A 13,907-nucleotide genomic window follows, 5' to 3' on the forward strand; every position below is an offset into this window, starting at 1 on the left:
GGGAAAAAACCCCCCCCCCCCCCCCCCCCCCCCCCCCCCCCCCCCCCCCCCCCCCCCCCCTTCCGCCCCCCCCCCCCCCCCCCCCCCCCCCCCCCCCCCCCCCCCCCCCCCCCTCTTCTCCCCCCCCCCCCCCCCCCCCCCCCCCCCCGCCCCGCCGGAGGTTGTCCGAACTCGCCCGGATCTCGGGCAGCGGCACGAGGTTCGGCCGGCGTCGGACGTTCCGGCGTCAGGGTGTCCCTATGTCGGATCGCCTGTGCGCAGGGCCTCGGCCTCGGCGAGGGCCGCCGCCGACGGTGGGCGGTAGGTGTTGGCGGGGCAGGGCGCGGCTCGGGCGGGGAGTGGGCGTTCCAGGACGACGGCGTGTCCGCGTCCGGTCACGGCCACGCCTGCTCCCCGCGGGGCGACGGCGTGTCGGGCGATCACCGCTCCGCGTGCCGTGGAGATCGACAGGTGCGGTTCGTCCAGGCGCCAGCGGACCTGCACGGTAGCGCCGGACAGTTCGGGCGGGACCGCGTAGACGTTGCCACGGAAGGGGACCACGTTGTGAGCGGTGACCGTACGACTGACGCAGATCCGCGCGGGGAAGGGGGCGTTCGGCAGGTCAATGAGGCCGTTCGCGCTGTCGCGTCCCTCGTCCGGTAGCCCGCCTGTCGGCCGGACGCGGTCCATCCTCGCGGCGAGCTCGTCGAGGTGGTCCTGTGCCGCCAGCAGAGGGGTCTCGTGGCGCAGGGTGCGCCACCAGTGGTGAGTGGTGGCGCGAAGGCCCTCGTCCGGTCCTCCGTCGCGGTCCTCCCAGCGGGGCGGGCAGGCGACCGCGACGTGGTAGTACTTGGCGACCTTGCTGAACGCCGGCGTCACCCGGCCGGTCTCGGGACAGCAGGCCGCGGGCGTCCGGTGAAACCGCCATCGCGTGCCGGTGCCACCCAGCCGTCTCAGCAACTGGTCCATGGCCTCCACGACCTGCGGGAACTCCTGGTTCTCGGCCATGACCGCGCGCCAGCGCCCCGTGCGGGTGAGCGAGCCCACCAGCAGATGGGCGCGATCGCCGTTGCCCCAGTGGGTCGGGGCGCCGGGCAGGGTGAGCCAGTCGAAGCGCACCTCCTCGCCGGCCGGCCGGGACGGGATGGTGCTGTGATCGCGGGCGATGCGCCGGCAGTGCGGGCAACGCGGTCGCAGTTGGTGCTGTCGCAGCGAGCGGGTGAAGGTCGAGTAGCCGCCGGGATAGCCCAGCTCGATGATCTCCTCGAACAGCGTGCTCGCCGGCAGGTGCGGGTCATCGGCCAGCCGCTGGCGGCAGTACGGCGAGAATCGGGTGAAGCCGTCCTGCGGGCGGCTCCGCACGCCCGCGATCCGCTCCCCGTCGAGGTAGGACCGCACGGTCTTGCGGTCGCGGCCCAGGTGGCGGGCGATCGCTGAGATCGACCACCCCTGTGCGCGACGTGAGCGAGCCTCCTCGAATTCCTCCTTGGTGAGCATCCAAACCCCCTTGCAATCCGTTCTCCTGCCCATGCGGACTCTGAAGCAATGGCGTCTCCAACGAGGCGGGAAATATAGCACGATGCCGGACGGCTCGCCCTGCAGAAAGGTTTTTGCAGTCTGGCAATGGGGCTGGGGAATTTTGCGGAGCGTGATTGGGGGTCGACGGGGCAAGGCGTGTGCCGGAATCATGCTACTCCTCTGACCAGCGCTTTTGGTCAGCTGGGGGGAGTGAGGAGTGGCTCGGCGCGCCTGGGGAGTTTCATCGAGCATCATTGCCATGAATGCGGTAAGGTGCTTTGGTCTGGTCCTTTTCCGGGTCTGGGGAGGCCGGGTGAGGAAAGGGGCTGGTGGAAAGCGGAGGGGGCTGGGGGTGTGCAGCCGGGGAATTTCGCGGAGCGATATCCTCTTGAATATAGAAGGACGCCCGAATGCTGTACATTCCCGGCCTGGCCGCGCCTCGTTGACGGGGCATGACTTCAATGTGTCGTCCATCGGTCCCACCGGCTCGTGACCCCGTCTGCAGGCTGGGCAAGTGGCTCTTCGTCCCCGACCGGCCGAACGTCGTGGGTGACCTGCGCATCGGCTACCTGTCCCGCAACGGCGAGCGGGTCGTCCTGAAGAACTGCTCGCGCGTCCTGGCCGAGTTCGTGCGGACGATCCGTCAGCTGGAGGATGACTTCGTCGCGCGGTCCGGTTCTCAGCGGGCGGAGGGCGGAGCGTGACGGCCCCGATCGGGCGCGGGAGGGCGATAGCCGGCGGACCCGCGAGGCGTCGATTGTCCGGAGCGTCCCATGGCCTATGACCGCACAGGTGAGTTCTGCGCCCCGCACGATTACGGCGCCACCTGGTACGGATCCGCGGAGGACTACCAGCGGGCCGCGACCTATGAGCAGCACGGTTGGCGCACCGACGGTGAGGCTTCCGGTGGCCGCTGGGTCGCTCCCGACCTCGAAGTCATGGACACCTGGGAGTCGCTCGGGCTCTTCGTTCCTCCGCCCCGCGTCGCGACCGAGGAATCGTCACCGGCCGCGGCCGGCGTCGCCGTCGCGCCGCCCCCGGGGCCCCGGGGGCGGCCGAGGTCGCCCGGGGGGTCGTGGGCGCGGTTGATCGGCCCGCTGTTCGGGGTGATGACGGCGGCCACGTTCACCGCTGTGTGCCTTCTGGGCTGGGCCCTCTCCTACGACCCGCTGCAGGGCCTGGCCATCTCCAGGGTTCCGCACGGCCTGTCGGGACTGTGGCCCGTCGTCGTCATCGGTCCGTGGCTCGTGGGCTGCCTGTCGGTGTTGCGGGCGGCCCTGGACGGTCGTCGGGCCGTGCACTCCTGGATCGTCGTGACCCTGTTCGCCGGTGTCGCGACCTGGCTGTGCGCGGTCGGCGTGTCGCGAACGATGCCGGACCTCGTGGTCGCCGGCCTGCCGCCGATCACCGGGGTGGTCTCGCTGCACCAGCTTGTGCGTCAGATCATCGGCAGCCGCAAGTCGTGCCGGACCTCGCCGCGGCAGAAGGGGCGGCGGGCTTCCCACAAGGCCGCCGGCAAGGTGGGCGTCTGAACAGCTCGCATCCATCGGACTGCCCGGGTCATTCGCAGCGCTGGCGGCACACCGACCGCACTCGGGGTGGGTCGGCCGGCCTTCCCGGCCGGTGCTGACAGCAGGCTGGGCTGTGATGGCACGGTGCGGACGGTCGCGGCTCCCGCTCGGGTGGCGGGGGTCGCGACCGCTTGGTGTCGATACGTCGGCAGATCGACGACGGCACGGGGCCGGCGGGCCGGCGCCCGGCATTCGAAGCGCGGCCCTCGACGCCTGAGGTCCGGTGGCCGGGGTGCGTGGCCCGGTCCGAGGCGTCGGGGGCAGTCGTCGTGGGCGAGCGCTTATTAGACGGACTGTCGATAAGGTTGTCGAAACCATTGTGGCCTGCTGTACCCATGGGTAAGTTGCTCTGGAGCCGAGCCGCCACCCGCAGGTCAGGAGGGCCCTCCCATGCCCAGCACCACCCCCGTCCCCGCCGTCGCCGCCCTCGCCCCGCGCGTGCACGACAGCCTCGTCCTGGAGCCCCGCGACGTCCGCTTCGACTGGGCCGGGCTGCCGCTGCACTGGATCCCGGACGAGCCGGTGGCCACCCACATCGTCAACGTCCTCCACCTCCTCCTCCCCGAGGGCGAGCGCTGGTTCGTCAAGGTGTTCAAGGAGGCGCTGCCGCTGATCGGGGACGACCAGCTGCGCGAGGAGGTGCTCGGCTTCATCGGCCAGGAGGCGATCCACGCCGAGGCGCACCAGGAGGTGCTGGACCACCTGCTCGGCCAGGGCCTGGACCCGCGCCCGTACGTTCGGCAGGTCTCCTGGCTGTTCCGGCGCGTGCTCGGCGACAAGCCCGGACTGACGCCCGCCCGGCGGCGCGAGAACATCATCGAGCGGGTCGCGTTCATCGCGGCGATCGAGCACTTCACCGCCTTCCTCGGCAACTGGGCGCTCAACTCCCCGGGCCTGGACCGCGCCAAGGCCGACCCGACCATGCTGGACCTGCTGCGCTGGCACGGCGCGGAGGAGGTCGAGCACCGCAGCGTCGCCTTCGACCTGATGGTCCACCTCGACCCGGGCTACCTGCGGCGGGTCCGTGGCATGGCGGTCTCCGGCCCGCTGCTGGTCCACCTCTGGGTGCGCGGTGCCCGCTTCCTGCTGGCCGCCGACCCGACCCTCGACGGCCGGCTGCGGCCCAGCTGGCGCGAGGCCGGCCGGATCGCCAAGCGCGGCCTGCTGCCCGACCCGGTCAAGTCGGTCCGCTCCGGCCTGCGCTACCTGCGGCCCGGCTACCACCCGACCCAGGAGGGCTCCTCCAGCCAGGCCCTCGGCTACCTCGCCACCTCCCCGGCCGCCCGCGCCGCCGCCGGCGGCTGACGACCGACAGCCGTCGCCGCCGCCCACCCCCGCCGCCTAGGACCGAAGGACCCGCCGGATGGACCTGCACAACCCGCCCCCCGACCTGTATGGCCGCCCCCACGCCGACCGGTTCATGCAGCGCCTCACCGCCTTCGGCGACCGCTACAGCCCCGCGCTCGGCTCCCCACTGCTGCGCCGCAACCCCCGCCGCCCGCCCGGCCGCCCCACCCCGCCGCTGCAGCTCGTCGTCACCGCCCGCCGCCAGGTCGCCGCCGACGCCGTCGAGTTGAGCCTCGCCGACCCCTCCGGCGGCCCGCTTCCCGCCTGGCAGCCCGGCGCGCACCTGCGGCTCGCACTCCCCTCCGGCCGCGAGCGCCACTACTCGCTCTGCGGGGACCCTGCCGACCGCACCGTCTACCGGATCGCCGTCCGCCGGCTGCCGGAGGGCGGCGGCGGCTCGGTCGAGATCCACGACACCCTGCACCCCGGCACCCGGCTCACCGCCCGCCGCCCGCGCAACGGCTTCGCCTTCTGCGCCGAGCCGGCCGTGCTGCTGCTGGCCGGCGGCATCGGCGTCACCCCGCTGCTCCCGATGGCCCGCGAGGCGCAGCGCCACGGCCTGGACTGGCGGCTCGTCCACGTCGGGCGCAGCGCCGGCACCCTCCCGTACACGGACGAGCTGCGCGCCCTCGACCCGCACCGGGTCCACCTGCGGACCGACGACGAGCACGGCGGCGTGCCGACCGGCGCCGAGCTGCTCGGGTACGCCCCGCGCGGTGCCGCCGTCTACTGCTGCGGCCCGGCTCCGATGCTGGCCGCCGTCCAGCGGGCACTGGACGAATCGCCCGCCTCCGCCCTGCACTTCGAGCGGTTCGGCGCCGCGCCGGTCACCGGCGGCGAGCCGTTCACCGTCCGCCTCGGCGCGGACGGCCCGGCGCTCGACGTCCCCGCCGACCGGTCCGCCCTGGACGTGCTCCGCGAGGCCCGCCCCGACCTGCCGTACTCCTGCCACCAGGGGTTCTGCGGCACCTGCGAGGTCCGGCTGCTGGCCGGCACCCCCGACCACCGCGACCGCCGCCTCACCTCCGAGCAGCGCGCCGCCGGCGCCCTGCTGCCCTGCGTCTCCCGGGCCGCCGAGGGCGAGACCCTCGTGCTCGACGTCTAAGGAGCCCCCGATGGCCCAGCCCGCCTTCCCGTTCACCGAACACGATCTCGCCCGGTTCCGGGAGACCCAGCAGCTCGCCTACCACTGCGCCGAGCAGGTCGCCGCCTGGATCGAACCGGGCGTCACCGAGCGGCAGGCCACCGCCAAGCTGCGCCGCTGCCTGGTCGCCGCCGGGGTGCAGGACTTCTTCCACGTCCCATTCGCCTGGTTCGGCGACCGGACGGCGTTCCGGCACTTCCACACCCCGCTGCAGTTCTTCGCCGGCGGCCGCCGGCTGGAGGAGGGCATGCCGTACGTACTGGACTGCGCGCCCATCGTGGACGGCTACACCGCCGACATCGGCTACGGCGGCAAGGTCGGCGAGAACCCGGTCTGGGACCGGCTCGCCGCCGACCTGCGGGTCTACCGCGAGCTGATCCTCGCCGAGGTCCGTGCCCGCAAGCCGCTCGACGAGGTGTACGCGGCGGTGGACGCGCAGATCGCCGCGCACGGCTACGACAACCGCCACCAGGTCTACCCGGGCCGGGTGATCGGCCACCAGGTGACCAGGATGACCGCCCGCGGCCCGGCCGGGGTCAACGTCTTCGGCTTCGGGGTGCGTACACTCCAGACGCTCGGCCGTGAGCTGATCAGCGAGCGCCTGCACGGCCGTTCGCCGCTCTGGGCGGACGGCCGGGCGTCCCGGCACGCGCCGACCCCGGGCCTGTGGGCGGTGGAGCCGCACATCGGGTTCCGCGAGGTGGGCATCAAGTTCGAGGAGCTGCTCGTGGTCACCGAGACCCCTGACGATGAGTACGGGGGCGCGTACTGGCTCGACGACGACCTGCCGCACGTCCGCCGCTGGACGGCGGCGCACGCCCAGGCCACGCACGCACAGGAGACCGCCCAGGAGGCGACCCGATGACGACCACCCGCCGCCGGACCGTCCACTCCGGCGGGCTGCCGCTCGCCGTCTTCGAGGACGGCGACCCGGCCGCGCCCACCGTCCTGCTGGTGCACGGCTACCCGGACACCCACGTGGTCTGGGACGACATCGCCGCCGACCTCGCCCGCGACCACCACGTCGTCCGCTACGACGTGCGCGGCGCCGGCGAGTCCGGCGTCCCGGCCTCCCGCGAGGGCTACCGGCTGGAGCAGCTCGCCGCCGACCTGTTCGCGGTCGCGGACGCCGTCAGCCCGGACCGCCCGGTGCACGTGGTCGCCCACGACTGGGGCTCGCTGCAGTCCTGGGAGGCCGTCACCTCGCCCGGCGCCGAACAGCGGCTCGCCTCCTACACCACCATGTCCGGGCCCTGCCTCGACCACATGGGGTACTGGCTGCGCGACCGCTACCGCCGCCCCACCCCGCGCCACCTGAAGCAGCTGATCTCCCAGGGCGTCCACTCCTGGTACATCACCGCGTTCCACCTGCCCTACCTCGCCCCCGGCATCTGGCGGCTCGGCCTGGCCCGCGCCTGGGGCCGGGTGCTGCGCGACCTGGAGGAGGTCACCCCGCGCCCCGGCCACCCGCAGCCCACCCTGCGGCGGGACGCGGTGCGCGGCATCGAGCTGTACCGCGCCAACATGCGGCCCACCCTGCGCAGCCCGCGCGAGCGGCCCACCGAGGTGCCGGTCCAGCTGATCACCCTGACCAAGGACCACTACGTCGGCGAGTTCCTCTCAGAGGGCCTGGAGCGCTGGGTGCCCAGACTGACCCGCCGCTCGCTGCACGCCACCCACTGGTCCGCCCTGCTGGAGAAGGGGTCCGCCGTGGCCGGCATGGTCCGCGAGTTCACCACCGCCGTCGACGCCGGGCAGAGCGCCGAGAGGGCCGGCCTCGGCCGGCTGGTCGTGGTCACCGGTGGCGGCAGCGGCATCGGCCGCGCCACCGCGCTGGCCTTCGCCGAGGACGGCGCCCGCGTCGTCGTCTGCGACCTCGACCTGGACGCGGCCCGCCGCACCGCCGAACTCGCCTCCCTGATCGGCCCGCCGGCCCACGCCTACCGGGTGGACGTCAGCGACGGCGCCGCCGTGGACGCCTTCGCCCAGCAGGTCGCCGAGGACCACGGCGTCCCCGACGTGGTGGTCAACAACGCGGGCATCGGCCACTCCGGGACGTTCCTGCAGACCACCGAGAAGGAGTGGCAGCGCGTCCTGGACGTCAACCTCTGGGGCGTCATCCACGGCTGCCGCGCCTTCGGCGGCCTGATGGCCGACCGCGGTGCCGGCGGCCACATCGTCAACCTCGCCTCCGCCGCCGCCTACCTGCCGTCCAAGGCGCTCACCGCCTACGCGACCAGCAAGGCCGCCGTCTTCATGCTCTCCGACTGCCTGCGCGCCGAACTGGCCGGCCACGGCATCGGCGTCTCCACCATCTGCCCCGGCATCGTCAACACCAACATCACGCGCACCTCCACCTTCTCCGCGACCAGCGAGGCCCAGCAGGCCGCCAAGCAGGCCCGTGCCGCCAAGCTCTACGCCCGGCGCGGCTTCCCGCCCGAGAAGGTCGCCGCCGCGATCCTGCACGCCGTCCGCACCGGCAAGCCCGTCGTCCCCGTCACCCCCGAGGCCAAGGTCGCCCGCCTCCTCAGCCGCCTCTCCCCGGGTCTGCTGCGCCTCGCCGCCCGTCTCAACGTCACCTGAGGCCGGGCGACGGCAGGTTCCTGCCAACATCGCTCGCGCGACGCCCGGCTCCGGCCGGGCGTCGTTAGGCTCCGGCGAAGATCATGACGAGGGGATTGAACAAGTGAACAAGCGTCTGGTTTCCGCTGCGCTCTCCGCGGCGGGCCTGGTCATCGCGGTGGCTCCGGGGGCGGCCGCCGCACCCGCCGCCGAGACGACGACCGCCAGGTCGTGCGAGGGCGTCACGCTCTCCGGATCGCTGCCGGTGCCGCCGGCCGGCCTCGCGGTCCAGCAGACGGTGACGATCGGCGAGGACTGCAAGCCGCAGGAGGGGCCGGTGACGTACGTCCCGGCCGCCACCACCGCCACTTCCGCCGCCGCGAAGTCCGTGAAGACCGCGGCCGCCGCCGGTGCCACCGCGGGCAAGCGTCAGATCAGCAGCTGGAACGCGATGTACGACTGCTGCAACATCCGGATGAGCGGGCTCTACACCACGTCCGACTGGAGCACCGCCGACGGTCGCGTCACCACCGCCACCACGGCGGCGCGCCAGGAGTTCAACCGCGAGCCGTGGGACGCCGGCTGGTCGGTGAAGTCCGCCACCAGCAGCGACGACTGCACCACCGACTGCGCCGTGGTCAACTCCCAGGCGCACGCCGACTTCGGCTACAAGGGCATCTTCGACGTCACCGGTGGCTGGTACGGCAACACCCACCACACGTACGTGACGCTGAACGCGGACCTGACCAGCAGCTGTACCTTCGACGTGCAGCTCAAGCACACCTTCATCGGCTGGAACTGGCAGCGCGGCTGCCAGTGAGGCGCCCGCCCACGGGGTGACCTGACGGGCACGTGCCATGGGGCCGGTGATGTCGACTCTGCCTGATTCGACATCACCGGCCCGCTGCGTTCCGGAAGGCCCTCCCGCCTCGTACCGTGACAGGCGTCGACGACGCGCCTCGCCGAGGCCTCGGCGGGGCCGCACGGCACGGGGCAACCACGAGGGAAGGGAAGCGCATGGAGCAGCCGCTCAAGGGCAAGGTCGCACTGGTCGCCGGGGCGACCCGGGGCGCCGGACGGGGGATCGCGGTCCAGCTGGGGGCCGCGGGCGCGACGGTGTACGGGACGGGCCGCAGCGCCGAGGGGCACCGGTCGGAGTACGGGCGGGCGGAGACGCTGGAGGAGACGGCGGCGCTGGTGACGGCGGCCGGCGGCCAGGGCATCGCGGTGCGGGCCGACCACCTGGTGCCCGCCGAGGTGGCGGCCGTGGCGAAGCGGATCGAGGCCGGACACGGCGGGCTCGACATCCTGGTGAACGACATCTGGGGCGGCGAGCAGCTCTTCGAGTGGGAGCGCCCGGTCTGGGAGCACGACCTGGACAACGGGCTGCGCCTGCTGCGCCTGGCCGTCGAGACGCACGCGATCACCAACCACCACCTGCTGCCACTGCTGCTGCGCCGGCCGGGCGGGCTGGTGGTGGAGATGACCGACGGCACCGCCGAGTACAACGCGACCCGCTACCGGAACTCCCTCTTCTACGACCTCGCCAAGTCCTCGGTGCTGCGGATGGCCTTCGCCCTGGGGCACGAGCTCGGCCCGCGCGGGGCGACGGCGGTGGCGCTCACCCCCGGCTGGCTGCGTTCGGAGATGATGCTGGAGCACTTCGGCGTCACCGAGGAGACCTGGCGCGAGGCGACCGGGAAACAGCCGGACTTCGGCATCTCGGAGTCGCCCGCGTACGTCGGCCGCGCGGTGGTCGCGCTGGCCACCGACCCGGAGGTGGCGCGCTTCAACGGCACCTCGCTCTCCAGCGGCGCCCTGGCGAAGGAGTACGGCTTCACCGACCTGGACGGCAGCCGCCCGGACGCCTGGAGCTACCTGGTGGACGCGGAGCAGGCGGACGGCCCGCTGGACCCGGCCGGCTACCGCTGAGCGGCGGGCGACGCCACGGCCCTCGGTGACAGGGGCCCTCGGTGAAGGGTCCCCGGTGAAAGGGGCCCCGGCGACAGGGGCGTGCGGTGATCGCGGCGTGCGGTGAGGCGGCCCGGCGGTGACGATGGGTGGAAACCGGGGACACCCCCACCGCCGACCTGAGGAGCACCCATGGCCACCGGCACCGTGCAGTCCTACCACGTGAACCACGGCTACGGCCTGATCACGCCCGACGAGGAAGGGCCCGCGCTGTACGTCTACTTCGACTCGATCGTGGGGGAGGGGGACCGGGCGCTCACCGAGGGCCAGCGGGTGGAGTTCGACCCGACCGAGCAGGAGGGCCGCCGGGTCGCCGAGCGGGTCCGCCCGCTGTAGGAGCGATCCGGCCGCCGGCGATCAGGCCCCGTGGAGATGACGACTGTCAGACAAGCCCTGCCCGTCGGCCGCCCTGTCACCCGGCTGGTGGCGCCGGGATGGCCGCGGGGGCGCGGTGGGGGCTGCATAGGAGACGGCAGACCCCACACCGGAGCCCACCAGGCAGGAGCCCCCCCATGGCGATCATCGCGACGTTCGAGTTCCCCGGCGTCACCCAGGCCCAGTACGACGAGGCGACGGACCGGCTGACCGGCGGCGCCGGGCTGAACAAGCCGTCCGACTGGCCGGTGCGCGGGCTGCTGCTGCACGCGGCGGGCCCGACGCCGGACGGCGGGTGGCACGTCACGGACGTCTGGGAGTCCCGGGAGGCGTTCGAGCACTTCGCGGCGGTGCTGATGCCGATCCTGCAGGAGGTCGGCATCCCGACCACCCCGCCACTGATCTGCGAGGCCTACAACGTGGTGCGCTGAACCGCGCCCCGAGCCCCGCCCCGAACCATGCCCCGCACCGCGCTCAGGCCGCGTGCGGCTGCGGGGCCTCGGCGCTCCGCTCCGCGGGAGCGTCCTCGCGGGCGTCCGCCGGAGCGTCCTCGGCGCGCGCCAGGTCGTGGTGGATCGGCCCGTTGCCGGCGCTCAGCGGCAGGCAACTGCCTCCACGCCGGTGGGCGACGATCTCCGCGGCGACCGAGACGGCGGTCTCCTCGGGCGTGCGGGCGCCGAGGTCCAGGCCGATGGGCGAGCGGAGCCGGCCGATTTCCGCCTCGGTGAGGCCGACCTCGCGCAGCCGGGCCTCGCGGTCGCGGTGGGTGCGGCGCGAGCCCATCGCGCCGATGTAGCCGACGGGCAGCCGCAGGGCGCGCTCCAGCAGCGGGATGTCGAACTTGGCGTCGTGGGTGAGCACGCAGAGCACCGTGCGGCCGTCGATCCTGTCGAGCTGCGAGTCCAGGTAGCGGTGCGGCCAGTCGACCACGACCTGGTCGGCCTCGGGGAAGCGCCGCGCGGTGGCGAAGACCGGCCGGGCGTCGCAGACGGTGACGTGGTAGCCGAGGAACTTGCCGATCCGCACCACGGCGGCGGCGAAGTCGATGGCGCCGAAGACCAGCATCCGCGGCGCGGGCACGTAGGCCTCGACGAAGAAGGTGACGGTGCCCTGTTCCCGCTCGTCACAGGGGCGCCCGTCCAGGCCGAGCACGACCCGGCCGGTGCGCCCGGCGTCCAGCATGGCCCGGGCCTCGGCGACGATCGCCCGCTCCAGCGCGGCCACCGTCGTGGGGGCGGGGGAGAGGGCGCCGTGGTGGGTGTCGGCGGTGACGGCGACGGTGGCGCCGACCAGTCCGCCGGGGCCGGCGATGACCCGGGCGAGCGCGACGGGGGTGCCGGAGGCGATGTAGGTGATGCCGGCGTCGAGCGCCGGGTCGGTGCCGGGCACGACCGGCTGGACGAAGACGTCCAGGATGCCGCCGCAGGTCAGGCCGACGGCGAAGGCGTCCTCGTCGCTGTAGCCGAAGCGTTCCAGGACGGGTTCGCCGGACTCGATGGCGGCCTGGCAGAGCTCGTACACGGCACCCTCGACGCAGCCGCCGGAGACGCTGCCGATCGCCTCGCCGGCCGTGTCGACGGCGAGCGCGGCGCCCGGGTCGCGCGGCGCGCTGCCGGAGACGCCGACCACGGTGGCCACGGCGAAGGAGCGCCCGGACGCGTGCCAGGCCTGCAGCTGCTCGGCGATGTCCTGCATGTCGGGGAGCTCCTTACGGGGTGCGAGGGGAACGGGAGGGGCCGCCGTACGGGACACGAGTCCCGTACGGCGGCGGTGCTGCTAGTGGACGCCCAGCCAGGACTTGATCGGTGTGAGGGCGAAATAGATCACGAAGACTACGGTCAGGATCCACATCAGCGGGCCGGGTTCGCGCCACTTGCCGGTGCCGGCCTTGATGACCGTGTAGGAGATGACGCCCGCGGCGACACCCGCCGTGATGCTGTAGGTGAAGGGCATCAGGGTGCAGGTGAGGAAGGCCGGGATGGCGACCTCGCGGTCCGACCAGTCGATGTGCCGGGCCTGGCTCATCATCATCGAGCCGATGACGACGAGGGCGGCAGAGGCGACCTCGGTCGGGACGATCGCCGCGAGGGGCGAGAAGAAGAGCATCAGGGCGAACACGCCGCCGGTGACCGTCGAGGCGAGGCCGGTACGGGCGCCGTCACCGACACCGGTGGCGGACTCGACGAACACGGTCTGGCCGGACGCACCCGACAGGCCGCCGATGGCGCCGCCTGCGCCGTCGATGAACAGGGCCTTGGAGAGACCGGGCATCCGGCCCTTGTTGTCGGCCAGGCCCGCCTCGGTGCCGACGCCGATGATGGTCGCCATCGCGTCGAAGAAGCCGGCCAGCACCAGGGTGAAGACCGCGACCGAGGCGCTGATCGCGCCGAGGCCCTTGCCGCCGAAGGCGCCGAACACGTCGACGTCGCCGAAGAGGCCGAAGTCGGGTGCGGAGACCGGGCTGCCGGGCCACACCGGGGCGGAGCTGACCCAGGTCTTCTCCGGGAGGTCGGCGACCGCGTTGATGATGAAGGCCAGCACGGTGCCGCCGGCGATGCCGATCAGGATGGCGCCGCGGACGTTGCGGGCCAGCAGGACGAAGATCGTCAGCACGGTGAGGCAGAAGACCAGTACGGGCCAGCCGGCCAGTTCACCGAAGGGGCCGAGCGCGAGCGGGGTGGGGCCGCCGGTGTGCACGAACCCGGCCTTGACCAGGCCGATCAGCGCGACGAAGAGGCCGATGCCGATGGTGATGGCGTGCTTGAGCGGCAGTGGGATGCCGTTCATGATCTTCTCGCGCAGTCCGGACACGACCAGGAGCACGATCAGCAGGCCGTAGACCACACAGAGGCCCATGGCCTGGGGCCAGGTGGTGTGCGGCACGACCAGCGCGGATATCACGCCGGAGACGGAGAGGCCGGCGGCGACCGCGAGGGGGACGTTGCCCACCACGCCCATCAGGATCGTGGTGACCGCGGCGGCGAGCGCCGTCGCGGTGGTGAGCTGCGCGTGGTCCAGCTTGAGACCGTTGACGTCGGCGCCGCTCAGGATGATCGGGTTGAGCAGCACGATGTAGGCCATCGCCATGAAGGTGGTGAGGCCGCCGCGGATCTCGTTGCCGAGGGTCGAGCCTCGGGCCGAGATCTTGAAGTACGCGTCGAGGGCGTTCTTCGGCTGCGGTGCCGGGACCGACGTGGGGGTGTCGTCCTCGGCGGGTCTTTCTTCAGTGGTGCCGGGCTCCGTGGGGATCCTGGTCATGTCCACTCCCAAGTGTCAAAGGGGGTTGGGGTGGGCGAGCCGACCTGACAGCCAGTCAACGAAGTTGGCACAGGGGGACGATTCGACTCACTGGGCGCACTCTGTGGCAGTGCTGCGGTGCTGGGGGCACCCCCTGCCGAAGGCTGGGGGAAGGTGGTGCGCACCGCTGCAGAACCCCGGCG

Annotated in this window: 13 protein-coding genes; 10 read left to right on the plus strand and 3 right to left on the minus strand. The window is 73.0% G+C overall.

Annotation, left to right across the window (positions count from 1 at the left end; all coding sequences use genetic code 11):
- Window positions 1-237: 237 nt before the first annotated feature.
- Entirely contained in the window at window positions 238-1,476 is a 1,239-nt protein-coding gene (locus ACZ6NC_RS36045) for a Mu transposase domain-containing protein (protein WP_465738098.1), read from the minus strand.
- 482 nt (window positions 1,477-1,958) lie between these two features.
- Here ACZ6NC_RS36045 and ACZ6NC_RS36050 point away from each other — a divergent pair, with 482 nt between their 5' ends.
- The 10 genes from ACZ6NC_RS36050 to ACZ6NC_RS36095 all read left to right on the plus strand — a co-directional run bounded on the left by ACZ6NC_RS36050 (window position 1,959) and on the right by ACZ6NC_RS36095 (window position 10,898).
- On the plus strand, window positions 1,959-2,201 hold the full coding sequence (locus ACZ6NC_RS36050) for a hypothetical protein (protein WP_465738099.1): 243 nt from the start codon (window positions 1,959-1,961) through the stop codon (window positions 2,199-2,201).
- 69 nt (window positions 2,202-2,270) lie between these two features.
- Window positions 2,271-3,029: a DUF2637 domain-containing protein gene (locus ACZ6NC_RS36055; RefSeq protein WP_465738100.1), complete on the plus strand. Its 759-nt coding sequence runs from the start codon at window positions 2,271-2,273 to the stop codon at window positions 3,027-3,029.
- Between the two features lie 429 nt (window positions 3,030-3,458).
- Window positions 3,459-4,373, plus strand: coding sequence for a metal-dependent hydrolase (locus tag ACZ6NC_RS36060; RefSeq protein ID WP_465738101.1), 915 nt, complete (start codon window positions 3,459-3,461; stop codon window positions 4,371-4,373).
- Window positions 4,374-4,431: 58 nt separating this feature from the next.
- Entirely contained in the window at window positions 4,432-5,520 is a 1,089-nt protein-coding gene (locus ACZ6NC_RS36065) for a PDR/VanB family oxidoreductase (RefSeq protein WP_465738102.1), read from the plus strand.
- A 10-nt stretch (window positions 5,521-5,530) separates the two neighbouring features.
- The gene (locus ACZ6NC_RS36070; protein ID WP_465738103.1) at window positions 5,531-6,424 is read left to right on the plus strand and encodes a M24 family metallopeptidase; all 894 of its coding nucleotides are present in this window, start codon (window positions 5,531-5,533) and stop codon (window positions 6,422-6,424) included.
- Entirely contained in the window at window positions 6,421-8,142 is a 1,722-nt protein-coding gene (locus ACZ6NC_RS36075) for an SDR family oxidoreductase (protein WP_465738104.1), read from the plus strand. Before ACZ6NC_RS36070 ends, ACZ6NC_RS36075 begins: the two co-directional genes overlap by 4 nt.
- A 103-nt stretch (window positions 8,143-8,245) precedes the next feature.
- Entirely contained in the window at window positions 8,246-8,941 is a 696-nt protein-coding gene (locus ACZ6NC_RS36080; RefSeq protein WP_465738105.1) for a hypothetical protein, read from the plus strand.
- 197 nt (window positions 8,942-9,138) lie between these two features.
- Entirely contained in the window at window positions 9,139-10,053 is a 915-nt protein-coding gene (locus tag ACZ6NC_RS36085) for an SDR family oxidoreductase (protein WP_465738106.1), read from the plus strand.
- A 171-nt stretch (window positions 10,054-10,224) separates the two neighbouring features.
- Window positions 10,225-10,428, plus strand: a complete 204-nt coding sequence (locus tag ACZ6NC_RS36090) for a cold-shock protein (protein WP_465738107.1) — start codon at window positions 10,225-10,227, stop codon at window positions 10,426-10,428.
- Between the two features lie 176 nt (window positions 10,429-10,604).
- On the plus strand, window positions 10,605-10,898 hold the full coding sequence (locus ACZ6NC_RS36095; protein WP_465738108.1) for a hypothetical protein: 294 nt from the start codon (window positions 10,605-10,607) through the stop codon (window positions 10,896-10,898).
- A 43-nt stretch (window positions 10,899-10,941) separates the two neighbouring features.
- Here the strand turns inward: ACZ6NC_RS36095 and ACZ6NC_RS36100 are convergent, their stop codons facing one another.
- Window positions 10,942-12,162 (minus strand): XdhC family protein, encoded by a 1,221-nt coding sequence (locus ACZ6NC_RS36100; RefSeq protein ID WP_465738109.1) that lies wholly within the window; start codon window positions 12,160-12,162, stop codon window positions 10,942-10,944.
- 81 nt (window positions 12,163-12,243) lie between these two features.
- Window positions 12,244-13,725: an NCS2 family permease gene (locus ACZ6NC_RS36105; protein WP_465738110.1), complete on the minus strand. Its 1,482-nt coding sequence runs from the start codon at window positions 13,723-13,725 to the stop codon at window positions 12,244-12,246.
- Window positions 13,726-13,907: the final 182 nt, after the last annotated feature.

The sequence above is a fragment of the Kitasatospora sp. NPDC041988 genome (assembly GCF_055588525.1).

Coding starts and splice junctions, on each gene's coding strand:
- ACZ6NC_RS36075 (WP_465738104.1), top strand. CDS start 6,421: ATGACGACCACCCGCCGCCGGACCGTCCACTCCGGCGGGCTGCCGCTC.
- ACZ6NC_RS36055 (WP_465738100.1), top strand. CDS start 2,271: ATGGCCTATGACCGCACAGGTGAGTTCTGCGCCCCGCACGATTACGGC.
- ACZ6NC_RS36095 (WP_465738108.1), top strand. CDS start 10,605: ATGGCGATCATCGCGACGTTCGAGTTCCCCGGCGTCACCCAGGCCCAG.
- ACZ6NC_RS36060 (WP_465738101.1), top strand. CDS start 3,459: ATGCCCAGCACCACCCCCGTCCCCGCCGTCGCCGCCCTCGCCCCGCGC.
- ACZ6NC_RS36085 (WP_465738106.1), top strand. CDS start 9,139: ATGGAGCAGCCGCTCAAGGGCAAGGTCGCACTGGTCGCCGGGGCGACC.
- ACZ6NC_RS36065 (WP_465738102.1), top strand. CDS start 4,432: ATGGACCTGCACAACCCGCCCCCCGACCTGTATGGCCGCCCCCACGCC.
- ACZ6NC_RS36050 (WP_465738099.1), top strand. CDS start 1,959: ATGTGTCGTCCATCGGTCCCACCGGCTCGTGACCCCGTCTGCAGGCTG.
- ACZ6NC_RS36070 (WP_465738103.1), top strand. CDS start 5,531: ATGGCCCAGCCCGCCTTCCCGTTCACCGAACACGATCTCGCCCGGTTC.
- ACZ6NC_RS36100 (WP_465738109.1), bottom strand. CDS start 12,162: ATGCAGGACATCGCCGAGCAGCTGCAGGCCTGGCACGCGTCCGGGCGC.
- ACZ6NC_RS36045 (WP_465738098.1), bottom strand. CDS start 1,476: ATGCTCACCAAGGAGGAATTCGAGGAGGCTCGCTCACGTCGCGCACAG.
- ACZ6NC_RS36105 (WP_465738110.1), bottom strand. CDS start 13,725: ATGACCAGGATCCCCACGGAGCCCGGCACCACTGAAGAAAGACCCGCC.
- ACZ6NC_RS36090 (WP_465738107.1), top strand. CDS start 10,225: ATGGCCACCGGCACCGTGCAGTCCTACCACGTGAACCACGGCTACGGC.